The organism is Leptolyngbya sp. CCY15150, from assembly GCF_016888135.1.
Taxonomy (GTDB): Bacteria; Cyanobacteriota; Cyanobacteriia; order RECH01; family RECH01; genus RECH01.
The window spans coordinates 1-23714 of sequence record NZ_JACSWB010000124.1 but is presented as its reverse complement, the minus strand read 5'-3'; the positions used below and the strand labels follow the sequence as shown (position 1 = coordinate 23714).

Here is a 23714-nt window from a genome sequence, read left to right as displayed (position 1 = left end):
TGATCGATGTCCTCTTGGCGGCTGGACTGGGGACAAGCGATCGCCTGGATAGCAGGTCAACAAACGACTTTACCAGCGTTGGCTTACGCTCCACCGGCCGATCCCTGAGCTGAATGCCAAGCAATCAGGGCATTGATCAATTCTGGTTTTTTGTCTCCAGTCTTGATGGGCAAACCTAATTTCTTGGCGCGACTCCTCAGTGTTTTTTCAGCAATATCGCTGTAGAGGTCTCGCAAGAGTGCTTCTTTTGGATCGATGGGGCGAGGGGGCGGTTGAATCGTGAGCGTGATGCTGGAGCCTTGCGTGACTTGATCACAGAGATGGGTCACCGATCGCTCAATGGACTCAACCATAGCTCGGGCTGCGTCGGTTGAGTCGTGAGGTGAGACAGGTATTCCAACCTGTTGGGTCAGGGCCTGGACAGTGTTGGCTAGGGATTCTACGAGATGACTGAGGGAGTCAATGCGATGGTCGAGGTGAGATGATGACTGCGGCTGATCAGATAAGCTACCTAGCTTTTGATCCAGCTTCTGGTCTAGTTTCTGATCGAATAGGCGAGACACGTCATCCAGAGAGATTCCAGTAGATGAGCTACCTAGTTTTTGATCTAACGTTTGCTCTAAAAGGCGAGACACATCGGCAAGGGAGAGTCCTGAAGCTGCCGTCGGAGTTGAGGAAACGGTTACAGAATCTGAGATGGAGCCGGGGGCATTCATCAGCATGTCCCATTCCTGACAAGCCACGTCAACCTGCTCATCGGTGAGATCAAACACCCAAGCCCAGAGCATCTCAACGCCTAGATCCTCCGCCACGACTACCCAGTCGGCTCCATGGATGACCTCATACTCCTTTTCATCGCCGAGGCGATCGCTGCGGCGTACCATAATGGGAATGAGGTTGCTGCCGTGGTTGCTCAGGCTCAAGCGCAGTTCTTCGTAGCGATCGCTGGTGATATCGGGGCGCGATCGCATCCCTACGGTAAAAATATGAACCTGCCCATGGCTCATTGGCTGAATTTTCAGACTTTTACGAATCAGGTTACGGCGCTCTTGATAATCATTCATGGTTCATGACGGGGTTGTGGATGGCTCACGTTAGCTTGTAGCCGAAATGCCCACCTTTTGCAAGAGTTCTTGGGCAAGACTCTCAAAAGATGCCACGGCATTTTCTACTGAGGTGCGGTCTGAAGAATTTAACTTATCCATATAGTCTAGGGCGAAGAGCGGACAGCCATTGTCCTGGGACTTGGAAATAACATTCAGTCGCGGCACCCAGCTTTCTTCACTGAACATGGAGACCTGATCGCCTCCTGGTATACGGTTGAGGCGATCGTGCAATTCTTCCACCATGGTGCGGTTGAAGGTGCGTGATGAGCGATCGTACATGCTGACAGCAATGCCCACAATCGGCAATGGCGTTTCCCGAAACTGATCCACTTCTTCTACCTGGGTTAGCACATATTCCAAAGCGCGGATCGGATAGGGCGAAAGCTGGGTAGGCACCAAGACCCCTGCGGATGCCATCAGGGAAATTTTGTTGACTTTACCGAAGGAGGGTGGCGGATCGATGAGCACAAAGTCATAGCCGTGATTTCTCAGCTTTTTCTCTAGGATGCGATCGCCGTCGATGAGCTGAACTAACTGATTTTCCATGTGGCTCAGGCGAATATGGGATGGAATAATATCCAGCACCACATCACCCCAGCGTTTCTGTAGGGTCACGGATTCGACCGTCACCCTGGGATCGGTGAGCAGGTGGGTAATATCTTGGCGACCGAGCTTTTCCACATCTTCTAGGGGATCGATGCCCAGTCCTGTGGTCAGGTTGGCCTGGGCGTCAATGTCAATCAGCAGCACCCGCTTGCCCAGATGGCTGAGGGCAGCAGCTAGGTTAATGGTGAGCGTTGTTTTGCCAACGCCGCCTTTGTTGTTGAATACGGTGATAATCATAGATTTTTGGGGAGGATCAGTGGGCAGCTTGGGCAGTTGAGACAGGGGTTGACCTGCGGACAGCAGATGAAGAACATCGGGTTCATCGGAAAGTTGGGCGATCGCTTTCACTAAACGGCGATGTACTTGGCGATGGCTGTTCCAAAAAACGTCCATGACGCGATCGCAGTTACGCCGCCACAGCAAGGAGCCCAGTAGACGATAGTCCTTGTAGAGCTGATCGCGGCTAAAGGTCCAAAGCGCATGGATCGCCTCTCCATCGTTATAGAACAGCTTGAAGTGATGACCGTTAGTCAATAGACCCAGGACGGTGCCCGAATCGCGCAAATAATACCGCAGTTGCCAGCTCGTATGGGCGATGGATTTGGACGGTGCCTTGGCTTCGATAATCAAATAGTGGCAGTAGGGCGCAGTTTTCTGAACTTTGACCAAAAAATCGACCCGCCGTTTACCAAAGGGGGCTTGCTGAACTAAATCCTGGCTTTTGTAGCCCAACAGTTCCAGCAGGGGCAGCAAAACCTGATCTTCTAGGGCTTTCTCAGATGTGCAGTCGTCTACCCGATCGAGCAAGACCATCCATTGTTGTTGAAAGTCGTCCAGAGTACCCATAGCCAGCGATCGCCCCACACATCCCATGCTTAATCCTGGCATAGACCAGAACGGGGATCAAGCGATGGATCAGGCTAGTCCTCTGCCGAAGATCAGGCGAGAGTTCCCTTCCACTACACCGGCGGTAGCTCTAGGGCAATGGCTCCCAAACTGCCTTTGCGAAAATCATTCAGCAACTGCCGTGCTGCTCGTTCGCGATCGCCCTGGTAACGCTCTATCCCCAAATTTTCTAGATAACTTTCCCCCGTCAAACCCTGTACCTCGACACCGTAGCGGGTTTTGAGTACCTCCGGATTGGCCCCACCTGGCCGGTCGGCCAAGTCCCACAGCAAGTCCACCAACGATGACGCCACCCGCTGATTGTCGTAGGAGGCGTCACCAATGTCGTCACAAATGGCTAGCTTCAACGCTGCCTTCTGATCCGATAAGAGCGACGGCAGCACCCCCGGCGCATCCAGCAATTCCAGTTCTTCCGAAATCCGCACCCAGCGCAGTTGACGGGTCACCCCTGGCCGTCGCGCACTGGTAACAACGCGCTTATTCAGCAGACGGTTGATCAAGGCCGATTTACCCACATTGGGAAAGCCAATGGCCACCGCCCGCACCGGCCGAGGCAACATGCCGCGATCGCGTCGGCGTTGATTCATGGCTGTGCCAGCCACCTTGGCCGCCTGGGCCAGTTGGGCAATGCCTTTACCGTGCTGGGCATTGGTGAAAATCGCCACCTGTCCCTGCTGCTCAAACCAAGTGGCCCACTGCTGCCGCACCTCCGAGGGAATCATATCTTCTCGGTTCATCACCAGTAAGGCCTCGCGGCTGCCAATCCAGTTGGCAACGTTGGGGTGATGGGTGGATAGCGGAATCCGAGCGTCACGTACCTCCAGCACCACATCGACGCGCTTCAATTGTTCGGCCAGGGCCCGTTCGGCTTTGGCGATATGTCCGGGATACCATTGAATCGGTGGGGAACTCATGGGATTGTGTCACTCGAATAAAACAATGCGGGCAAGCCAGCATCTTGCATCTTGCCACAAGACCTGGGTGGAAAGCGATCGCTTCCCAAATGGCCGCTAGTCTCATCATGACAGCTTGTCTAGTCCGCTTGTGCAACTACAATCAGGCCTTGATACCTGGCTCTGCCTTGGCTGCATCGTTCCATAGGGCCGTACTCAGATAGCGTTCTCCCGCACTGGCCGCGATCGCGACGATGTGGGCCTGGGGCGATCGCTTTCCGAGCTGCAGGGCCCCATAGACCACCGCCGCCGTGGAAATGCCGGCCATGATCCCCTCTTGCTCTGCTAATTGACGACCCAGCTCATAGGCTTGTTCATCGCTCACCTGCAGGATCTCGTCGATCAAATCAACCCGTAAAACATCGGGAATGAACCCAGCTCCGATGCCTTGAAGATCATGACGACCGGCGGGTTGTCCGCTCAGGACGGCACTGGTTGTAGGTTCTACGGCAACCATTTGAATCTCTGGCTTTTGACGTTTGAGGTAACATCCCGTTCCCGTCAGCGTGCCGCCTGTGCCCACCCCGGTGACCAGGATATCGAGTTGCCCATCCGTATCCTCCCAGATCTCAGGGCCGGTAGTTTCGTAATGAATTTTGGGATTGGCAGGATTGCTAAACTGCTGGGGAGAAAAGGCATGGGGGATGGTGGCCAGGAGTTCATTGGCACGGGCGATCGCTCCAGCCATGTCCAAGGCAGCGGGGGTGAGAACAATCTCGGCACCGTAGGCGCGGACAATCTGCTGTCGTTCGCGGCTCATATGCTCGGGCATGGTCAACACCAGGCGATAGCCTTTGGCTGCACAGACCATAGCTAGGCCAATGCCGGTATTGCCCGACGTGGCTTCGACAATCGTGGAGCGCCCCGGTGTAATTAAACCGCTGTCCTCCGCCTCCCGAATCATACTGATGGCAATCCGATCCTTGATGGATTTGGCAGGGTTCATGCCCTCTAGCTTGACCCAGATGGTAGCGTCACAGTCCCAAGCGGCGGACAAGCGCTGCAGTTTGACCAAGGGGGTATGGCCAATGATTTGAGTAATATCGCTGTAGATTTTCATAGCTGGATTAGGGATGGGCGGATGGGGTGGGGCGCACTACAGCATCAGCCACAGGAAGCCTCCGGTCAAGCTGGCCATCAGGGTGATGTGGGGCAGGTTGCTGAGGAAGGGGCGTTGGGTGATGCGCAGCAGGGGATAGAGGCTGAAGGCAAAGGCGGAAAGCAGGGTCACTTCCTGTAGAAATACGGCGACGTCCATGCTCCACACGAGGGTTGGTAAGCGATCGCCCCCATATCCCAGGGTGCGGGCTAGGACGGGTAGTGCCTGCCCAGCTTCGGTAATGGCTGCGGGTACATAGTGGGCTAGGTTAGCGGCTAGGGTCAGAGGTAGGTAGGCATAGACCACGGGCAGAAAGCCAGGCTGTTGGGGATCGAGCCAGCGGGTGACTTGGTGGGTCGCGAGGATCAGGATGGCGGGAATGCTCAACAGCCCTAACACCACCGGCAGGCTTTGCAGCAGATGGGCAGCATCTAAGGGCATGGGGTGGCCCAGCCAGCCAAGAATCTTGGGCGACTGATGCATGAAAACGCCGCCCAGCAGGAGCAGCAACAGGGCGGCCTCGGCCCACAGCCCTTGATGATCTTCCAGTAGGTCTGTGGCGGGGAAGCGGAAATTGACCTGAATGGAACGGTGGGGACAGGCCTTGAGGCAGGTCATACAGAGCACACAGTTGCGGTTGTCCTTAAGCTGGGCAGGGTGGGAATAGATGGGACAACCGCCGGTGGCCTGTCCTTCGTTGGGCAAGGCATCGCTGAAGGTGGCGGGTACAACGCCGCTGCCCTTGAAACAGCCAAAGGTGCTGCATTGGCTGCCGCAAACTTGCTGACTGGCCCGTAGTTCCACCATCGATAGCTTGGCAAACATGCCGTTCATGCCGCCGATGGGGCAGAGATAGCGACACCAAAGCCGGCGCTCGTAGATCAGACTACAAATGACCGCTCCGGCAGTGATCGCCACCAGCAGCCAGGAGGATAGGTAGGCGGTATGGGGTAGATCCCACAGTTTTTCCCACAGATAGATTAGTAAAAAACCAGCGAAGAGGATCCATGCTCCCCAGCGTTCCATCCATTTAGTGGGCCAGGGGCGCAGTTTTCTGGGCCAAATCCACAGGGATAGGCTACGTGTCCATTCCCCGACAATCATAAAGGGACAGACGGCACACCAGAGCCGTCCCACGAAGGCAAAGAAAAACAGATAGAACGGCCACCACCAAGCCCAGAATAAATTCAGGGTGATGCTATCGTCACGGCCTTGGGGGCCAAGGTAGCCGAGGATCGTGACCGGGACAAACACCGCCATCATCATCAGCCAAAATCGTTCGGGCCACCAGTTGCTTAACAGAAATTGTCGTAGCCAGGGAAATTGTTCGAGTAAGTCAACTCGGAAGGCATTCTTAGACGATTGCACAGACCACAGTACCTGCTCAGGAATAACGGCTTGACCAGGCGATGTCATGGCCACAGCCCGGTCTAAAATACCCGCTAGTTCTACTAAGTTGCCGGGGTAGGGATAGCTGATCAGCCGTCGCAGTTCGGCTTGTTCAACATCAATGCGATCGCGCCCTTGATGCTGGCTAGCTTGACTGAGAAAGTGATGCACAAAGTCGGGAATATCAGCTTTTCGCTGTGATAAGGAAAATAATTTAATATCGTGGTAGTCACAGACCTCACAGGATAGACTGCGGGGACTGGACAGAATCAGTCGTACCCAGGACTGTTGGTTAGGGTCGCTAGGTGCGGTTGTTGCTGGAGAGGTGCCGGGATTGCGGATAAACAGACCAGTTTGGGAATAGTGCAGCAAGCGATCGCGATCGCTGGAGCTGAGTACGTGAACCTGATCGATCAAGAGAGTTCCTTGCTCCAACAATTCCAATATGCCCAGGGTTTCTCCCTCTTTCCCAAAAATGGCATGGGTTTGGGGTACACCAGATTCATCAGTCGGCAGTTGGGTACAATCAAGCTCTGCAAAGGGGCGATCGCTGAGGCGAGATTGATGGTGAATGACGCTAGCGATAAAGGTTTTGCCACTGCCGGCCGGTGCTTTCAGAATAACCGGCTTCAGATCAGTCGCCGCCTTGGCCACTTGTTTGCGTAGGGCTTGGCTGGCCTTACTGGTGCCGATAATCTGCGGCTGGGCAGGGATGGGGTGGAGGTAGTCTTGGAGCCCTTGAATGCGAGTTTCTTCCCAGGTCACCCGTTCGGCAAAGTGAGCTAGATCCTGGGCTAGGAGTTGGCTAATGATGCCATGAATATCTGGATAGTCTTGGGTAAGACTAGCAAAATCACTCTGGCTGAGAAACCAAATTTCGCTAGGGCAGAGGGTGCTAGCACTGGTTTGGTAGGACGCCTCTGCCTCGGCTTGCATCATAGGCATATAGCCAAACAAGTTGCCGGCACTGCGATAGAGAATATGGGTGTGACCAATGGGCGATCGCCGATAGAGTTCCACGGTGCCCCATTTAACCAAGTAGAGCCCCGCCGGGGTTTGACCTGCCTGGTAGATGTCTGTATCCACCGCCAGGGTAAATTTGACTAGGCAACGAGCGATCGCTTGCAGAGCTGCATCCGGCAGCGTACCCCAAAGCCGGTGAAAACTCAGCCAGTCCCGGCGCTCTGCCTCAATGGATGGGGTAGGCGGCGTGGAGTTACGATGGGTTCCTAAGGGAACCGAATCAGACATCATGCTTTGGGAAGTCAGCGCCCCAGTATTCATACCATTTTCTACGTACAGGTTTGCTCCTCACCACAGTACCTGCTGAATTCGTCCTTCACCCATCCCTGCCACAAATCTCTACAGACCATCGTGAAACGGGTTATGGCAACAGCGTGGCGAACATGGTTGGGGTAGCGTGAACGTCCGACGCTGAGTAGGTCGGGCTGGTTAGCTTCGCTAACACGCCGCCCCCAACACGGATGCCGTTATGCTGTGAGAACGTCTGAGGCGGAAGTAACCCGCCTAGTTGCTAAGGCAGGAATCCTTATGTATCCTGGAAGCTCTTTTCGTTTTTCTATCTTCGTTCTTCTGTCTTGCGGTACTAGGCAGTTTTAGCTTCCGGTGCTGCACCAAAGATGCGATCGGTGAGCTGCACGTACCATGCTGCCGCCTGCACTTGGATAATATAGGCCATGGCAATAATCAAGGCGATTTCTGAACCCTGCTCTCGCCCAAAAGCCGTCATGGCGATCGCCAACGCAATCGACAGGTTACGCATGACGGTACCGTAGACCAAGGCTATAGCATCGCCGCGCTCAAAGAAATATTTGCCGACCAAGGTGCTCAGGATAAAGTTGCCGCCGTAGAGAATTCCTAACGGTATCAGGAAGGACAACAGCATGACGGGATTAGACAAAATATCCTGAGCCTTGAGAGCCATGGCAACAAACACAATTCCAAGAACACCCAGGGTTGAGAAGGCGGGAAACTTTTGCTTCAGGGATTTGTTGTACTTATCCATGCCCACAAGGCGCACGATCAGGAGACGGGTGATGACTCCGAGAATCATGGGCAGAAATACAATGATAATAATCTGGGTAAAAATGCTGCTGAGGGGAATTTCTACCGCCGCACCCATTAGCCACTTTGCATAAAACGGTGTTAGAACAGATCCAAGGATTAACCCCACAACCGTCATTTTCACCGCTGCCGTGACATTTCCCTTAGCAAATCCTGTCCAGGAAATAGTCATGCCGCTGGTGGGCAGTAAGGATGCCAGCAAAAGTCCTAGGGCAACCAAGGGGCGATCGCTAAAGAATAGCTTACCCATGCCAAAGGCAAAGAAGGGAACAATGCCAAAGTTGATGAACTGGGTAAGAGCCTGAACTTTGTAGTCTCCCCCGGAAAACACCTTCTGGACTTGCAGGTTGATCATCATGGGATAAACCATCAGAAAGGTGAGGGGAATGATCAAGGCTTTTAGGGGAGCTGGATCAGCGATCGCCCCCACAGCAATGCCGGCCACCATGAAGGCTGGAATAGACCAAGTCAGATATTTCTGGAGGAATCCAAGAACGTTCCACACGATCGGCTGTCTCCTGATTAAATACGAGTAACTTAAACTAGAGCGATAAAAATGAGCGATCGCTGCTACAGGGGCGATTGAGCAGCGATGGTTGCAAAGATTTAGGAAGCCGGCGTCAGCACGGCTGCTTCTAGGCGACCCATGACAGCTTGCATAGTTTGACTGGCTTCCAAGGCAATTTCCTTAGCTCTCGGACTATGGATCATCAAAAACATCATCAGGGGATCAATGGCAGAAACTTCGACTCGGCCATCATCATGCTCTTGAACAACTACATTACAGGGATACAAAACGCCTGCCTTATCGTCGGTTTGCAGCATTTGGTAAGCCACCTGAGGATGACAGGCACCTAAGATTCTGTACTGACGAAAATCAATATCGAGCTTTTTCTTAAAAGCGCCTTGAACATCAATTTCGGTCAACACTCCCATCCCTTCAGCTTTTAGCGCTTCGGTGACCAGGGCGATCGCCTCATCAAAGGAGACGGGCAAGACCTTACTAAAGTGATACATAAATCCTCTCAATGGATAGTGGAATCTCTAGAGAACCCATGGCCAAGCAGTTCCGCTAGATACCCTGCGCCGATGCCATGCATAGCACCGTAGCTTCATTTATAACTATATAGTAGTTTATTGATGAATAGCAAGAAAGCGATCGCCGTCTTGTACCAGGCGTTGCTAAATGCAGGCATGAAATCAGACTGTGAGCACTTTGCCCACCCCGTCTTGTGCATGAAGGGTGATTGGGAGCGAGACACTCACGGTTCGCTAGCGCCCATCATCTTGCGATTCAGCCACGCCTTGTAACAGACTCGCAATCTCTTGTTGCACAACCCAACTCACAGGTTGACAAAAGCGGAATAATTCCGTAAATTCATTTTATAACTATAAAGTTATACAACTAATGCAAGGTGATCCCTGTGAGAGGTTGTGCCCCTCTGGAAAAAGCTAGCGGTGTAGGCTCAGCAATCCCCAGTAAGGCTGTAGGTTACCTCCCAGGGCGATCGCCCTATATGTTTATTCACCGGAGAACTAGGTAATGGCACATGTTGTGGTCATTGGGGCTGGATTGGGCGGACTACCGGCAGCGTACGAACTGCGGCATTTGCTGCCCAAGAGCGATACCGTCACGTTGATTTCCAACGAACCGAACTTTACGTTTATTCCGGGGTTGATTCAAATTGCCCTGGATCTAAAGCCTATCGACCATGTCCAGCTCGACCTCGTGCCCCTGGCCCACCGCCATGGTCTCAACCTCATCCTCGGCGCAGTCACCGCCCTCGATCCCGATCGGCGGCAGGTGACCGTCAAGGATCAAACCCTTGACTACGACTATGTCTTGATTGCCACGGGGGCATCCCTAGCGTTTGATTTGATCCCCGGTCTGGGGCCCCACGGTGGCTATACCCAATCGGTCTGTACGCCGTCCCATGCCTTAGCAGCCCGTGAGGCCTGGCTTAAATTTCTAGATCAGCCCAGCGGCCCGCTTGTCGTTGGGGCAGCGCCAGGCGCAGGTTGCTTTGGCCCTGCCTATGAATTTGTGCTGATGGCAGAGCATGAACTGCGCAAGCGAGGTCTACGAGACCAAGTCGAGATTGTTTATATCACCGCCGAGCCCTATGTGGGGCATTTGGGAGTCTCGGGGGTCAAGAATGCTCGGGAATATACCGCCGACCTCATGGAGCAGCGCGGGGTCAAGGTTATCGACAATGCGGTGATTCAAACAGTGACCCCTGATGCGGTGCTGCTCGCCGATGGGCAACGCATCCCCTTTGGCTACTCGATGATCTTGCCTGCCTTCCGAGGCGTGGAGTTTATCCGCCAGGTGCCAGGCTTAGCTGACGAAAAAGGCTTTATTCCCATTCTCCCCACCCAACGCCACCCAGAGTTTGCGCATATTTATACCGTTGGCGTCAGCATCAAACTGGCCCAGCCCGATGTCACGCCCGTTCCCATTGGAATGCCCAAAAGTGGGCAAATGACCGAAGCCATGGCCACCGCCGCTGCCCACAATATTGCGGTTGACCTAGGCGCGATTAAGGCACCGCAGATCATTCCTACTCTAGATGCGCTGTGCTTTGCGGAGTTTGGCGACACGGGCATTGCCTACATCGCCGCGCCGGTGATTCCTGATCCAGCAACCGGCAAGCGGCGATCGTCCTATGCGATGCGCGGGCCGTGGATTGTCTGGGCCAAGGCAGCCTTCGAGGAATATTTCATGATCAAAATGCGCCAAGGCGTAGGCATGCCCTGGTTTGAAAAATTAGGCTTGCGAACGCTCTTTGGGTTGAGGTTGCTCAAGTCAGTGCCGCCCGATCCCAGCAAGCTAGCCAGTACCTAACGGGCAAGCATGGTGAGCCAGACCTAGCACCTGTGTTCACCGTTCCAGATGGCATCACGGCTGATAGCGATCGCGCCCCGATCACAACCGATCGCGCCCCAATCACCACTCTTTAAGGGAGAAACCTAGTATGAGTACCCATGTGTTGACTCAACACCTCCACACCCACGACATCACCATGATGACCAATGTGACCAGCCTGACGGTTCATGGTACCAAGGTGTCTCGATTGGGCGATGGGACGAATCAGGCAACATCTGCCTCAGTTTATATCGACTTTGCGGTGAAGCATCCTAGCCACGGCTCCGATCTAGATAATACGGAAGAGGTGAGTTTCATTCTCCAGCCCGACGACGCCGTACAGCTTGGTCTACTGTTGGTCAGTATGGGATTGGGCAGCATCACCCCCGAGGCGATCGCTGCCATCACGACCCGCCTGCACCAGCTAGAGAGCGAAGCATGATCATAAATTGGTGGTAATGGCAGCCACTGGGCAGGTGGGGATACATTGCTCGCATACCACACAGCGCGATCGCGTGAAAGTGAGCTTAAAGGATTGAGGATCGAGGGTGAGGGCTTCCGTGGGGCAAACGCCTGTGCACAATCCGCAATGCACGCAGACCTGATCATCAATGACAATTTCGCGACTGGAACTCGAAACCCCAATATCGTAGGACTGCATCCATTCCAGAGCCGCCTCAAGCTGGTCAATATCCCCCGATAGCTCCACCACCAAGGTTCCCACCTGATTGGGAGCCACTTGCGCACGGATGATATTGGCCGCCACGTTAAATTCTTTGGCGAGACGATAGGTGATCGGCATATGCACCGATCGCTTCGGAAAGGTGAGCGTGACTCGTTTTTTCATAGGGCTGTCCCATCCTCTAGTCCCAGTTGGAGATCACTCCGGCTGGGATTTTTATGTCTGGTTCCTAGGGCGATCGCCTGAGACCATGTTCCTGACTCGTTTAAAGATACCGTGAATTCATAGGACAGTCGTCGATCCATGGAAAGCCAAAAGAACGAATTTACGTAATTTCAGCGATCGCGATGGTAAAGAGTTTACGAGCAAGCTACTTAATAGGTGGCTGTATAAAAATCCACTGTTTAGAATGGAACAGCCGAAACGACACCACCGTGAGACCGCCATCGACAGACCTCTACTGCCCCTACTAAGACAACCGCACCACTCGATGGCCCCCATGGCAACAGTGGGGAGTCATCCTATCCATCTCGTCTCTTCACGTCGGATAAGCGATAGCTTATTTTTAATCGACCTCTGTCTACTCGGGAAGCGCAATCGCTGCCTATTTAATGTCTGCCTATCTATGCAAGGAGAACATTCATGCGCATATTAGTTACAGGTGGAGCTGGCTTTATTGGCTCCCATCTCATTGACCGACTCATGGGAGAAGGACATGAGGTTATCTGTCTAGATAACTTTTATACCGGGCATAAGCAAAATATCCTGAAATGGATGGGAAATCCCTACTTTGAGCTGATTCGCCACGACATCACCGAACCGATTCGCCTGGAAGCCGATCAAATCTATCACCTCGCCTGTCCGGCTTCGCCCATCCACTATCAGTACAATCCGGTTAAAACCATCAAAACCAATGTAATTGGTACCCTGCATATGCTGGGTCTAGCTAAGCGGATTAAGGCCCGGATCCTCTTGGCTTCTACCTCAGAAGTCTATGGCGATCCAGAACTGCATCCTCAGCAGGAAGACTACTGGGGCAATGTGAACCCCATCGGCATCCGTAGCTGCTACGACGAAGGTAAGCGGGTTGCCGAAACCCTGTCGTTTGACTATCATCGCCAGAATAATGTGGATATTCGAGTGGCGCGTATTTTCAACACCTACGGCCCGCGCATGTTGGAAAATGATGGTCGAGTAGTCAGCAACTTTGTGGTGCAGGCGCTGCAAGGGAAGGCCCTAACGGTGTATGGAGAAGGTAGCCAAACCCGTAGTTTTTGCTATGTGTCAGACCTCGTCGATGGTCTCATTCGCCTGATGAACGGTAACCACATTGGCCCAGTCAATCTAGGCAATCCTGATGAATATACTATTCTAGAGCTAGCTCAAACGATTCAATCCATGGTGAATCCTCACCTGGAAGTACAGTTTAAGCCCTTGCCCCAGGATGATCCCCGTCGCCGTCAGCCAGATATCACCCGAGCCCGCACGTGGCTGGGCTGGGAACCCACCATTCCGCTCAAGCAGGGGCTAGATATGACAATTTCAGACTTCCGAGCCAGGCTGCTGGCTGAAGGCAATGATCTACCAACCCCTGGAACTGAGACCCTAGCCACGCCTGTTGGGTCATAGCTGGTTAAGCGATCGCTCATCTGGGAGCTAGCTACTGATTGAGATTCATAGCCCAAACTATACGTTTTTGAGAGGGTTTACCTATGCGTGTTTGTGTCATCGGAACTGGATATGTGGGTTTGGTGACTGGGGTGTGCCTAGCCCACGCCGGGCATCATGTCATCTGCGTAGACAACAACGAAGAGAAGGTCAAGCTGATGCAGGCTGGCCAGTCGCCCATTTATGAGCCAGGGCTGTCTGACCTCATGCAAGCGGCGATCGCCTCCCAACATATCCAGTTCACGAGTGATTTGGCGGCTGGGGTCTCCCATGGGGAAGTTCTCTTTATTGCCGTGGGAACGCCGGCCCTGCCCACCGGGGAAAGCGATACCCGCTACATCGAATCCGTGGCTCGGGGCATTGGCGCTCACCTCGACCAAGACTATAAGGTGATTGTCAACAAGTCCACCGTGCCCATTGGTTCGGGCGACTGGGTGCGTATGATTGTGTTAGATGGAGTCAATGAGCGGCGGAAGGCGGCTAATGGCGGCGATAACGATGCAGCACCCCTAGCGGTAGACTTTGATGTGGTCAGCAACCCCGAATTTCTCCGGGAAGGGTCTGCCATTTATGACACCTTCAACCCCGATCGCATTGTTCTTGGCAGCAGCAGCGATCGCGCCGTTGGCATCATGAAAACGCTCTACGATCCGATCGTGCGCCGTGAACTGGCTGACGACAAATCCCTACCGCCTGTCCCCGTTTTGGTCACCGACATCAGCTCGGCAGAAATGGTGAAATATGCGTCTAACGCATTCCTAGCAACCAAAATCAGCTTCATCAACGAGGTCGCCAACATTTGCGATCGCGTCGGTGCTGATGTCACCCAAGTTGCCAAAGGCATTGGTCTAGATTCGCGCATTGGCAGCAAATTCCTGCAGGCGGGCTTAGGCTGGGGTGGATCGTGCTTTCCCAAAGATGTATCGGCTCTGATTCATACTGCCCATGACTATGGCTACGAGGCAGAAATCCTCAAGGCAGCGGTGAATGTGAACGAACGGCAGCGGTTGTTGACGGTGGAAAAACTTCAGCAGGTGCTCAAAATCTTAAAAGGAAAAACCATTGGCCTACTAGGGCTGACCTTCAAACCCGACACCGACGATATGCGGGATGCACCGTCTCTGAAGATGATTGAGGCTCTCAACCGCCTAGGGGCCAAGGTGAAAGCCTATGATCCGATTGTCTCTCAGAGTGGCCTCAGTTCTGGCTTAAGCGGTGTGATCGTCGAAGCCGATGCAGAATTCCTCGCCGATGGCTGTGATGCATTGGTGCTGGTCACCGATTGGAAACAGTTCCAAGGGTTAGACTTCGCCAGAATGGCCAAGCTAATGAATAACCCAATCATCATTGATGGACGAAACTTTCTCGATCGCAAGGCATTGGAACAACTCGGCTTCCAATATGTGGGCATTGGCCGTTAGTTGACGAGCTAAGCGTTCATAAACCTAAAGATTGGGGCGGGCATCAGCTCGCCCTTTTTATTGTTCTCCTGGTTTGAACCGACATTCCACTTGACCCGCCACAGATAACATCTTGATCTAAAGGAATCACCTCTCGGCGATCGGGTGCAAGCGGGTTATGATGTTGGCGGCAATTGGTCGTGTAATTCTGGCTTAACATCGGCGACTTTAGCCAACACGGCTTCATAGCTTGTTCGATCCCCACGGCTTGCGCGCTCTTGCAAATATCCTTCAGTCGTTAATGCTGAAATTTTCTCGGCACCTGCCAGCGCAATCAACCGAGGTGAGCTAGACGTTAAAATGCACTTACGCTGGACTAAATTTAGCTTCTGGCCACAATTCATTTATTTCATCTGCTTGTTGCTGGGCGTTAAAACACTCCCATACAATGCCATTAACATCAGTGTCTTGACTAAACTCTGAAGCAGATGAGTCTTCCCAGCCTAAATGACGTAACTCTCCAGGCTTGCATGTTGCATCTTGTCGGACAGAAAAATTAAGTGAATCTGTTCTCCATAAGGCGTATTCATTTGCGACAAAAGAACAAGGCTCTACTCCTAAACGGATAGTGTAATCTTTAATGGTTTCTTCTATTTTGTTTGTAGCAATTGCTATGTGTAACTTTTTCATTGATTCTCCTTGTGTATTCTAACGGTTTGGGTCAGCAGTTGCAAGAGACTTTGCAACAACACAAAGCGGTTTCAGTCAATCCGCTGCACTCGAATTGTTATACTGCTCTGGATTTCCAACACTACTGCTCAGATTTAAGCTTTGGATTGCTTGATTCCGAAGTTTCACACCTACAATGAATTCTACAATCCTAGCTTCAATCTTCTCCCGATTATCCTTTTTCTCTACATGAACTTGTAGTAACTTAGCTATTCGAATTACATCATCTTTTAAGCGAATACGTGAATCGCTCTTTAATAATTTATGGGCTTCTTCTCGACTTGTTATTTCCTGAAGCTGCTCAATAATTGCCTGTAAATCTTCTTCTAATGCACCTTTAAATACTTTTTCTTTTTGTTGAGCTTCGGATAAAAAGCCAAGCTTTAATTCACCGCTCAAAAACTGCTCGTATTCCTCTTCACTAATCTCATCGAGAAACTTCAAAAAAGCCTGTAACACCTTCCTGGTTTTCTGAAGATCAGCCATCGGTTTTCTCCAAAAACTCATCAGTTAAAAAGGCTAACTCTTCCTGGATATTTTCATAAGTTTTCCCAGAAACTTCCTTCAAAACAACAGGAATACCATACTCTGGGGCATCAGCATAAATAGTTTTGTTGTCCCTAACATATGTTTTCCAAGTTGGAACATCTGAATTAATGATTTGTTGAATGTATTCTCTTTGCTTAGATATAGGACTGCCATCTTTAAATGAAACCATTGTAAATATAACACCTATTATCTGGGGTGCAGCGCAACGAAATTGCTCATTGCCTGAGTCTTTCACATATTTATTATAAGTACCAACAAGGTCATCTATATGTTTACGCAATTGTTCAATGCCCAAAGTTGATAGATAATCCGGTTTCGTAGGAACTAGGATACAGTCACTAGCTATTATGGCGTTCTTTGTCACAATATTAAAATTAGGAGGACAATCAATCAAAACAAAATCGTAGCTACCAGCAGACAAACTTTGCAAGCCCTGCCGTAATCGTGAATAAACCCGTAAATAGTTATTTCTTAAATCTCGCTCTGTTCCACCCACAAGACGAGATGCTAAATCCAAATCAACATTTATTAGTGCTAAATGAGAACAAATTATATCTACCTTTCCCTCAATATTCAAATTTACTCTATCTGGACTGACTATGAGGCTTGATAAATCTAAGTCGCCATCTTTATCAATAAATGCGTCGTACCAATTTTTGATGGTTTTACCCTTTTCAAATTCACTTTTCCATTGTTCAACGGTGTAAAAAGAGAAGGTTAAACTAGATTGAGGATCAAGATCAATCATTAAAATTCTCTTACCCTGAAGTGCAAGACTAGCTGCTAAATTGGCTGTAATCGTGGTTTTGCCAACCCCACCTTTATAATTAATTATAGATATGGTTTTCATGACAACTCCTTAGACTTTTATTCGTGATGGCGGCATCAAAACTCACTTTCATATTGCCGTGAGATTGGATGTTCGCATTGTTACTGACCCCAACAGTGTACCTTCAGGTATGTCTCCATCGAGGGCTAAACAGTATAACTATTGTTTATACTGAATACCTCCCTTTTGATCTGCATAACACCCCCACAAGGATGATTAGCCAGACTCCGACTATAGTATTATCTCCCCCAGAGAGGATTAGGCTGAAAGTTGTCTGCATAATCTACACTACTTAGGGTGTTATACAGATCTTGGTCAGCCTATACACTTAACATAGGGTGATTATGTATACTTATGTCACATAATACTTCCATTTCAGGGTGTTGCACGACTAGCTTCAGACAATCTTCACGATCAGCACAGGATCAATATATGCAATTTAGTACATAAGTTCTAGGCGGACTAAATCCGCCGCCGCTCAAGCGATTGCACCCCCACCAACAAGCAGAAGAGCGATCGCTCTGTTTCTTTGAAGACGACGCCATCTTGGTGCAGACGGGCTGAGTCTATGGCTGCTCTATCTATACGGCTTACCTAAAAGCACAATGCTGACAGACTGAGAACCTCCAGAGTGATTTAGCTTTGACCTAGATACAGATAAGATTATGACGACACATTCATGGATTTATGTTGAGCAATTAAACCCTGAATCATTGCACCAACAGGACGACGACCATAAGACCAATCAATGCGCGATCGCTGTCCATCAGGAAATACAAGGGTATAGTCAACAGCGGTTGCCAGCGTTGCAACCTTATAGGCAGTTACTCTCATTCCCTTAGAAAGCATCTTCAAATCTTTATACCGTGCCACTTGGGGTTTGTTGTTTCGAAACTCAATCAGACCTTGCTCATAGAGTAAAATCTGATGCTTACTTTTCTTCCACGCATAGGCTATAAAGCTTGCCGCCCCAATCAAGCTCATGATTATATATATAGACAACACCAGTGGTATCCAGTCCATAGCGGTGTCGTCAGAACGAACATCACTATCAGCAGTTACCATTGCAACCCACATGAAAAATCCAGGTAAAAGACAGAGTACACTGAGCAGGAACCATCGTACTAAATCGTTGCGGGCTGGCTTAGTGTGTAACAACAGACTGCCTAGGTTTTCGCGTTGTGCGAGGGACTGAGCCGTGTCTAAGAGGTTAGGAGATAGCATGATGGTAGATTGCAAAATAACAATACTGCTGAATTCGAATGACTGAACTCTAAAAAATATTGTACAGCAGGTGCAGCCATGGATACTGTTCAGGCACCACAGATGCGATCGCCTCCCATACCCACATCCTATTCCCAGTTCTAACAATAAATGCAGGTCAACCCCAAAGGAGCTAACCTGCATTGACTTAGATAGAAAAGAACCTACCTAGGACGGCTAAGTATGGAAGAGTTCCACACCCGTCGCCCTCATAGGAATTGCTCGACTAGACCACAATCGTCTTCTTCGGGCTAGCAGACAGTTCACCCTTTGCATACTTAGCAGCAAAGTCATCCAAGGAAACTTGCTTGATCTTGGATGCATTACCAGCAGTACCAAATGCTTCATAGCGCTCCAGACACACCTTTTTCATGTAGGTGATGGAAGGCTTCATGAAGTGGCGAGGGTCGAAGTTCGAGGGATCCTTCGCAGCAGCTTCCCGGATAGCAGCGGTGATCGCCAAGCGGTTGTCGGTGTCGATGTTCACCTTACGCACACCGCTCTTGATACCCTTTTGGATTTCTTCGATGGGCACACCGTAGGTTTCGGGGATGTTGCCGCCGTATTGGTTGATCATGTCCAACCATTCTTGGGGCACAGAAGAGGATCCGTGCATCACCAAGTGGGTGTTAGGTAGACGAGCGTGGATTTCAGCAATGCGGCTGATAGCCAAGATTTCGCCGGTCGGCTTGCGGGTGAACTTGTAAGCACCGTGGCTGGTACCGATCGCTACTGCGAGGGCATCCACTTGGGTACGTTCTACAAATTCAACAGCTTCATCAGGATCGGTCAGCAGTTGATCTTTGCTGAGGGTTCCTTCAAATCCGTGACCGTCTTCCTTGTCACCTTGACCGGTTTCTAGGGAGCCGAGGCAGCCTAGTTCACCTTCAACACTCACCCCAACGGAGTGAGCAACTTTCACCACTTCAGCCGTGACATCGACGTTGTAGTCAAAGCTAGCGGGGGTTTTAGCATCAGCTTCCAGGGAGCCGTCCATCATGACGCTGGTGAAGCCATTGCGAATAGCGGAGTAGCAAGTTGCAGGGCTGTTGCCATGGTCTTGGTGCATGGCAATGGGAATGTGGGGGTAGGTTTCCACAGCCGCGGTGATCAGGTGGCGGAGGAAGTTTTCACCTGCATACTTACGGGCACCCCGAGAAGCTTGCAAAATCACAGGGCTGTTAGCTTCTTCGGCAGCCTGCATAATGGCAAGAATCTGCTCCATGTTGTTCACATTGTAAGCAGGGATGCCGTATTGGTTCTCAGCCGCATGGTCAAGCAGCAGCCTCATAGGAACAAGTGCCATAGATGATCCTCCTAGTCCTTCGTTTTTTGTAACAGCTAATGTCAGATAAATCCTTACAACAATCTTAAAGGATTGTCTGACCGTGCGCGAATCAGAAGTGAAGAATTTTAAGTAGATCTTCCTAAGGATGTGAATTGCAATGTCCAATAACAAGGCAATTGAGCGATCGCACTGGAGCCTGAAACCTAAGGTATATCTGGCTCGTAGCAAGGATTGATAATTTTATGGGTCGCCTGGGACTCGAACCCAGAACAAATCGGTTAAAAGCCGAGTACTCTACCATTGAGTTAGCGACCCATGACGTGTGTCTGACGAACACGCCATTTACTACCTTAGCATAGGTTGTGATAAAAACAACAGGCTAAGAAACTTTTTTGTCCCACCCTCCAGATTGCTATCCCAGGGTGGCGCTGATCTGCACCACCGTGTCTAGGGTGGCTCCGGCATCGAGGCGGATGAGGCGATCGCCGCTGTTCATGGCATTGCGCGGGGCACTCCAGGGTTCTAGACAATAAAAAGGTTTGCCCTTGACGCTCCAAAAAACCAGAGTGGAATAGAGGGTGTCGTAGTCGAGACGGATGCGTAGATCGCGATCGCTGTCCTTGACACTGGCGGTGGTGGTGGAAACATCGGTGAAGGCTACATCTACTTCGGCTTGGCTGAAGTCGAAGCTGCCGGTGAAGGGATAGATCTTGGGATCATCCTTGGGCTGGTAATGGTTGGCGGGAATCTCCAGCTCTAGGTTGGCAGCATTGGCGGTATTGAAATAGGGATGGAGCCCGGTGGAGAAGGGCATGGGTTCATCCGAGTGATTGGTGTAGAGCTGGTGGATGCTGAGGGTGTTGCCGAGCAGGCGATAGGTGAAGGTAATCTCAAAGTCGAAGGGATAGACGGCGCGGGTGTGGTCATTGCTGGTGAGCCGCAGGGTGAGGCTGGCGGCATCTTGTGTGGATTGATCCACAACCTCCCAGGGCAGGGTGCGCCCAAAGCCGTGTTGGGGAAGCTTGTAGGTTTTGCCCTTGTGAGTATAGGTGTCGTCGGGCAGGTTGCCGCAGATGGGAAACAGGATGGGAATGCCGCCGCGAATGCTGAGGGTTGGATCGAGGAAGCGATCGCCCTCTAGGTAGAGCAAGGCGTGGGAACCGATTTGCCATTGGGTCACAATGCCGCCCCGTCCTGGAACAACATCAATCGATGATTCGGCAGCGGAGTCACTCAGGACATAGGTGGTGTAAGGCTGGGATTTTTGGGCGATCGCAAACATGGGGCTACAGCTCTGAACTCAACCGCTTTTACTCTAGCGCCATTCTCTAGATTGCTTGCTGCTGATTCCCTAAATTTCAAGATTTGTGCAACCCCGATCAGAAAATTGGGCGAAATGAGCGATCTACTCCTATGATTGGGGGACTCAAACGTTTGATTGGCCTAGATATTGGGTAGAGGAGTAATCAGTTCATGCTTAGTATGGAGCAGGTGAACCTGGGGGCAGTGGTGCAAAGCGCCCGTCGTGGTGATCTAACGGCGATCGCATATTGGTTGAACCTTTACCTCCTGCCGCAGGGATGCTGCGCAAAAGTCACCCAGTTGCTACCCACCCGTATGCATGTGGTAGTGCTGTGTCGCCAGTTGCCCGATCGGCAGATCATGCTCACCGCTATGAGCGATCGCCTCCTGCGCCTTGGACTGCCTACGCTCTACTGGGCTCATATCACCGTTAAGCTAGCCAGCAGCACCGATGTCATTCTTTGGGAAGAGACCCTCACCCTGGGGGTGCCGCCTGCGCCCGTCCCCGTTCCCCAACCAATTGCCCAGCCTTCAGGGCTGCAGGTCTGGCTGCGTAACGTCGGTCAAACCTGTGCTAGCGCAGTCGATACAATCATGGGCTCGAAACCGTCGGACACTGTTGCTCTCTATCGCCCCGTCGAACCGCGCTGGTCGCCGCGCAAGGTTTGGCTAGGCGGATCGGCAGCCCTCGCCTTTTTGCTGGGCTGTGGTGTAGAAGCTGTCAGCCACGTCACTACCCTCAACGCTGATGATCCATCCCAAGTTGGCACCCTGCCCCTACCAGATTTTCTAGGGCGATCGCCCGTTCCTACCTCGGGCATGGTGCAGGCAGCCTTAGAGCCAGTGCCGGTTATCATCCATCCCATTTCCCACAGCCGCCCAACCCTCACCCTCAGCTTTAGCGGTGCGCCTTGGCTATCCACCGCCACCACCATGGTGAATCCCATTCAGAATGCCGATGTAGCGCTGTCCTATTTAGATATACCCGACGTGGTCGATGAGCAGACCGCAGCTTGGCCCACCGAAGATGCCTGGATCGATAGCGGCATTGATGTTGTCAGTACCCCATCCCAAGTCGATGAACCGCGATCGCGCCGGGCTGATGTACAGCGCATTCTATCCGTGCTGGAGCAAGCTGGATTGCGCACCGTGGGCCATGGCACGACGCCCACCGCCGCCCGCCGTCCTGAAATCTTGGACGTGGATGGTAAACGCATCGCCTATTTGAGCTACACCAGCTCGGTTGCCAGCAGCACCAGTGATCCGCTCACGGATCAAATTACCACCGATGTACAGGCGATTCGTCCCCAAGTTGACTGGGTGATTGTCAATTTCCATTGGCAAGATGCGATGGCGGACTATCCCTCAGCCCAGCAGGTGAACTTAGCCCACCATGCCGTCGATCAGGGCAGCGATTTGGTAATTGGCTACCATCCCCAGGTGCTCCAGGGTGCAGAAATCTATCGCGGGAGAGCGATCGCTTACTCCATTGGCAATTTCATGCCCGAAGGCGATGCCACCGATCCAGCTACAGCGAACTACGACACAGCGGTGCTCAAAGTCTCTCTACGCGACGAGCAGATGCGCCTAGAGGTCTTGCCCGTGCAGGTGGAAGCGGGGCAACCACGCTTGGCCGATCAGGATAAAGCTGAACAGATTCAAACCTATTTAGACCAAGCGTCGGGACTGTTTGATGAACCGTTACAGTCACCTATTGTTCTAGACCGTCGCATCGAACAAAGCGATCGCGATAGTCAAGACAAACCTGCATCTGGGTTCCGACATGAGTCTGACATCCAGGGCGAGTCTGGCTTTCAAGACGACTCCCAACCCAAGGACATGTCTGGGGAAGCCAGGGAGAGCGATGGCGAAAACAAGCAGGATCAGGAACTGCTGAATAATTCCTTCACCACCTTTCCCACTGCCGACCCATGGGATACCCCATTGGATGAACTGAGGTTAGATGAACCGAGCGTTGAAGACGAGCCGTAAATCTGCCCCAGCCGTCTACCCTTCGGTCATATGCCATGCCCAAGAACAAGATCAACAAAGAGGCTAGCCTAGCAGGCATACTGCCAAAATACCAACGGCTGTCGCTGGCTGGCTTTAGCCTTTTTGTGGTGGGAGTTGTATACTTTGGGGCATTTTCTAGCCTAGATCTCTATGCTCCTCTCAAAGCCTATCTAGCCACAGGGCCACTGCAAATTGGTGCTATGGCCTATCTCTTAATGACGTGGCGCAATACGACCAAAAAGCGATCGAAGAGCTAGAGCAATCATAGTTGAAGATGGCTAGGAAATCGTAGAGATAGGAATAGTCTAGCGCCTCCAGAAAGCCTCTCCTAAACAGTCTAGTAAACAATCCTTACAACTTTCCGTGGGATGATTGAGTCCCTCTAAAATGAGAATGTTTGGATAAGGGTGTTCACCTGGTGTTTAAATTCTCAAAAGGCTATTTTGATGAACGACTTCATTACGTTTATTCTCTTCGTTGCATTCTATGCTTACATTTCCTACTCCCTTCAAACCATCTGCGATCGCTTAAGAGTTGAAAACTCTTGGTTGGCGTGGGTTCCTATCGCCAATGCCTATGTCATGTGCTTAGCTGCAGACAAGCCTGGCTGGTGGGTGATACTGTTCTTCATTCCCTTTGTGAATGTCGTTGTCGGCATTCTAGTTTGGGTTGAGATCTGCAAGAAGCTTGGGAAATCACCTTGGCTACTCCTGCTATTTTTGGTGCCACTGCTCAACTTAGCACTCATTGGTTACCTCGCCTTTGGCTAAAGTATTTGGCCCTAAACTAATGTCACTCAAAAGTGCCCATGTCCGTCAGGACGTGGGCACTTTCAGTTGAGTCCATAGTGGACTATGTTCATGGGCGATAAGGGCGATCGCACTGGGAGCATCCCAGTTTCGCAAGTTGACCCTCATCCCCCAACCCCTTCTCCCAAAAACGGGAGAAGGGGAGCTAGATTCAAAGTCCCTCGCCCGACTT

General features: G+C 51.5%; 21 protein-coding genes and 1 tRNA gene. 7 read left to right on the top strand and 15 right to left on the bottom strand.

What is annotated here, in order from left to right:
* Nucleotides 1–83: 83 nt before the first annotated feature.
* From JUJ53_RS02795 to JUJ53_RS02765, 7 genes are all read right to left on the bottom strand, one after another.
* Nucleotides 84–1064: a hypothetical protein gene (locus JUJ53_RS02795; protein ID WP_204150460.1), complete on the bottom strand. Its 981-nt coding sequence runs from the start codon at nt 1062–1064 to the stop codon at nt 84–86.
* A 30-nt stretch (nt 1065–1094) separates the two neighbouring features.
* Nucleotides 1095–2600: an AAA family ATPase gene (locus JUJ53_RS02790; protein WP_204150459.1), complete on the bottom strand. Its 1506-nt coding sequence runs from the start codon at nt 2598–2600 to the stop codon at nt 1095–1097.
* A gap of 71 nt (nt 2601–2671) precedes the next feature.
* Nucleotides 2672–3532: a ribosome biogenesis GTPase YlqF gene (ylqF, locus tag JUJ53_RS02785; protein ID WP_204150458.1), complete on the bottom strand. Its 861-nt coding sequence runs from the start codon at nt 3530–3532 to the stop codon at nt 2672–2674.
* A gap of 142 nt (nt 3533–3674) precedes the next feature.
* On the bottom strand, nt 3675–4631 hold the full coding sequence (gene cysK, locus JUJ53_RS02780) for a cysteine synthase A (RefSeq protein WP_204150457.1): 957 nt from the start codon (nt 4629–4631) through the stop codon (nt 3675–3677).
* Nucleotides 4632–4667: 36 nt separating this feature from the next.
* Entirely contained in the window at nt 4668–7310 is a 2643-nt protein-coding gene (locus JUJ53_RS02775; protein ID WP_239124728.1) for a sigma 54-interacting transcriptional regulator, read from the bottom strand.
* A 355-nt stretch (nt 7311–7665) separates the two neighbouring features.
* Complete coding sequence (locus tag JUJ53_RS02770; RefSeq protein WP_204150455.1) at nt 7666–8649, bottom strand: bile acid:sodium symporter; 984 nt, start codon at nt 8647–8649, stop codon at nt 7666–7668.
* A gap of 101 nt (nt 8650–8750) precedes the next feature.
* Entirely contained in the window at nt 8751–9161 is a 411-nt protein-coding gene (locus JUJ53_RS02765; RefSeq protein WP_204150454.1) for a DUF302 domain-containing protein, read from the bottom strand.
* Nucleotides 9162–9687: 526 nt separating this feature from the next.
* On the opposite strand from JUJ53_RS02765, the gene JUJ53_RS02760 reads away from it, so the two are divergent.
* Together JUJ53_RS02760 and JUJ53_RS02755 are read left to right on the top strand one after the other, a co-directional pair.
* Nucleotides 9688–10989 carry an FAD-dependent oxidoreductase gene (locus tag JUJ53_RS02760; RefSeq protein WP_204150453.1) on the top strand — a complete coding sequence of 434 codons (1302 nt, stop codon included), beginning with the start codon at nt 9688–9690 and terminating at the stop codon, nt 10987–10989.
* A gap of 130 nt (nt 10990–11119) precedes the next feature.
* Complete coding sequence (locus JUJ53_RS02755; RefSeq protein WP_204150452.1) at nt 11120–11452, top strand: hypothetical protein; 333 nt, start codon at nt 11120–11122, stop codon at nt 11450–11452.
* Here the strand turns inward: JUJ53_RS02755 and JUJ53_RS02750 are convergent, their stop codons facing one another.
* Complete coding sequence (locus JUJ53_RS02750) at nt 11453–11857, bottom strand: NIL domain-containing protein (RefSeq protein ID WP_204150451.1); 405 nt, start codon at nt 11855–11857, stop codon at nt 11453–11455. It lies immediately after the preceding gene.
* 477 nt (nt 11858–12334) lie between these two features.
* Between JUJ53_RS02750 and JUJ53_RS02745 the strand changes: the two genes are divergently transcribed.
* Nucleotides 12335–13321, top strand: a complete 987-nt coding sequence (locus JUJ53_RS02745; protein ID WP_204150450.1) for a UDP-glucuronic acid decarboxylase family protein — start codon at nt 12335–12337, stop codon at nt 13319–13321.
* Between the two features lie 83 nt (nt 13322–13404).
* Nucleotides 13405–14781 (top strand): UDP-glucose/GDP-mannose dehydrogenase family protein, encoded by a 1377-nt coding sequence (locus JUJ53_RS02740; RefSeq protein ID WP_204150449.1) that lies wholly within the window; start codon nt 13405–13407, stop codon nt 14779–14781.
* Between the two features lie 345 nt (nt 14782–15126).
* Here JUJ53_RS02740 and JUJ53_RS02735 read toward each other — a convergent pair whose 3' ends face one another.
* From JUJ53_RS02735 to JUJ53_RS02705, 7 genes are all read right to left on the bottom strand, one after another.
* On the bottom strand, nt 15127–15450 hold the full coding sequence (locus JUJ53_RS02735) for a hypothetical protein (protein ID WP_204150448.1): 324 nt from the start codon (nt 15448–15450) through the stop codon (nt 15127–15129).
* A 75-nt stretch (nt 15451–15525) separates the two neighbouring features.
* Complete coding sequence (locus JUJ53_RS02730; protein WP_204150447.1) at nt 15526–15975, bottom strand: hypothetical protein; 450 nt, start codon at nt 15973–15975, stop codon at nt 15526–15528.
* Nucleotides 15968–16888 carry a ParA family protein gene (locus tag JUJ53_RS02725; RefSeq protein ID WP_204150446.1) on the bottom strand — a complete coding sequence of 307 codons (921 nt, stop codon included), beginning with the start codon at nt 16886–16888 and terminating at the stop codon, nt 15968–15970. Before JUJ53_RS02725 ends, JUJ53_RS02730 begins: the two co-directional genes overlap by 8 nt.
* Before the next feature lie 642 nt (nt 16889–17530).
* Nucleotides 17531–18091 carry a DUF6585 family protein gene (locus tag JUJ53_RS02720; RefSeq protein ID WP_343327878.1) on the bottom strand — a complete coding sequence of 187 codons (561 nt, stop codon included), beginning with the start codon at nt 18089–18091 and terminating at the stop codon, nt 17531–17533.
* Nucleotides 18092–18356: 265 nt separating this feature from the next.
* Complete coding sequence (gene fba, locus JUJ53_RS02715; RefSeq protein ID WP_204150444.1) at nt 18357–19436, bottom strand: class II fructose-bisphosphate aldolase; 1080 nt, start codon at nt 19434–19436, stop codon at nt 18357–18359.
* A gap of 225 nt (nt 19437–19661) precedes the next feature.
* A tRNA-Lys gene (locus JUJ53_RS02710) sits at nt 19662–19733 on the bottom strand.
* A gap of 97 nt (nt 19734–19830) precedes the next feature.
* Complete coding sequence (locus JUJ53_RS02705; protein ID WP_204150443.1) at nt 19831–20700, bottom strand: aldose epimerase; 870 nt, start codon at nt 20698–20700, stop codon at nt 19831–19833.
* A gap of 191 nt (nt 20701–20891) precedes the next feature.
* Between JUJ53_RS02705 and JUJ53_RS02700 the strand changes: the two genes are divergently transcribed.
* The 3 genes from JUJ53_RS02700 (at nt 20892) to JUJ53_RS02690 (ending at nt 23503) form a co-directional block, all read left to right on the top strand.
* Nucleotides 20892–22712 (top strand): CapA family protein, encoded by a 1821-nt coding sequence (locus tag JUJ53_RS02700; RefSeq protein WP_204150442.1) that lies wholly within the window; start codon nt 20892–20894, stop codon nt 22710–22712.
* Between the two features lie 35 nt (nt 22713–22747).
* On the top strand, nt 22748–22990 hold the full coding sequence (locus tag JUJ53_RS02695) for a hypothetical protein (RefSeq protein WP_239124727.1): 243 nt from the start codon (nt 22748–22750) through the stop codon (nt 22988–22990).
* 189 nt (nt 22991–23179) lie between these two features.
* The gene (locus JUJ53_RS02690) at nt 23180–23503 is read left to right on the top strand and encodes a DUF5684 domain-containing protein (protein WP_204150441.1); all 324 of its coding nucleotides are present in this window, start codon (nt 23180–23182) and stop codon (nt 23501–23503) included.
* The last annotated feature ends 211 nt before the right edge of the window (nt 23504–23714 follow it).

Coding starts and splice junctions, on each gene's coding strand:
- fba (WP_204150444.1), bottom strand. CDS start 19,436: ATGGCACTTGTTCCTATGAGGCTGCTGCTTGACCATGCGGCTGAGAAC.
- JUJ53_RS02775 (WP_239124728.1), bottom strand. CDS start 7,310: ATGTCTGATTCGGTTCCCTTAGGAACCCATCGTAACTCCACGCCGCCT.
- JUJ53_RS02690 (WP_204150441.1), top strand. CDS start 23,180: ATGAACGACTTCATTACGTTTATTCTCTTCGTTGCATTCTATGCTTAC.
- cysK (WP_204150457.1), bottom strand. CDS start 4,631: ATGAAAATCTACAGCGATATTACTCAAATCATTGGCCATACCCCCTTG.
- JUJ53_RS02700 (WP_204150442.1), top strand. CDS start 20,892: ATGCTTAGTATGGAGCAGGTGAACCTGGGGGCAGTGGTGCAAAGCGCC.
- JUJ53_RS02725 (WP_204150446.1), bottom strand. CDS start 16,888: ATGAAAACCATATCTATAATTAATTATAAAGGTGGGGTTGGCAAAACC.
- JUJ53_RS02705 (WP_204150443.1), bottom strand. CDS start 20,700: ATGTTTGCGATCGCCCAAAAATCCCAGCCTTACACCACCTATGTCCTG.
- JUJ53_RS02750 (WP_204150451.1), bottom strand. CDS start 11,857: ATGAAAAAACGAGTCACGCTCACCTTTCCGAAGCGATCGGTGCATATG.
- JUJ53_RS02745 (WP_204150450.1), top strand. CDS start 12,335: ATGCGCATATTAGTTACAGGTGGAGCTGGCTTTATTGGCTCCCATCTC.
- JUJ53_RS02795 (WP_204150460.1), bottom strand. CDS start 1,064: ATGAATGATTATCAAGAGCGCCGTAACCTGATTCGTAAAAGTCTGAAA.
- JUJ53_RS02720 (WP_343327878.1), bottom strand. CDS start 18,091: ATGCTATCTCCTAACCTCTTAGACACGGCTCAGTCCCTCGCACAACGC.
- JUJ53_RS02695 (WP_239124727.1), top strand. CDS start 22,748: ATGCCCAAGAACAAGATCAACAAAGAGGCTAGCCTAGCAGGCATACTG.
- JUJ53_RS02760 (WP_204150453.1), top strand. CDS start 9,688: ATGGCACATGTTGTGGTCATTGGGGCTGGATTGGGCGGACTACCGGCA.
- JUJ53_RS02765 (WP_204150454.1), bottom strand. CDS start 9,161: ATGTATCACTTTAGTAAGGTCTTGCCCGTCTCCTTTGATGAGGCGATC.
- JUJ53_RS02730 (WP_204150447.1), bottom strand. CDS start 15,975: ATGGCTGATCTTCAGAAAACCAGGAAGGTGTTACAGGCTTTTTTGAAG.
- ylqF (WP_204150458.1), bottom strand. CDS start 3,532: ATGAGTTCCCCACCGATTCAATGGTATCCCGGACATATCGCCAAAGCC.
- JUJ53_RS02790 (WP_204150459.1), bottom strand. CDS start 2,600: ATGCCAGGATTAAGCATGGGATGTGTGGGGCGATCGCTGGCTATGGGT.
- JUJ53_RS02735 (WP_204150448.1), bottom strand. CDS start 15,450: ATGAAAAAGTTACACATAGCAATTGCTACAAACAAAATAGAAGAAACC.
- JUJ53_RS02755 (WP_204150452.1), top strand. CDS start 11,120: ATGAGTACCCATGTGTTGACTCAACACCTCCACACCCACGACATCACC.
- JUJ53_RS02740 (WP_204150449.1), top strand. CDS start 13,405: ATGCGTGTTTGTGTCATCGGAACTGGATATGTGGGTTTGGTGACTGGG.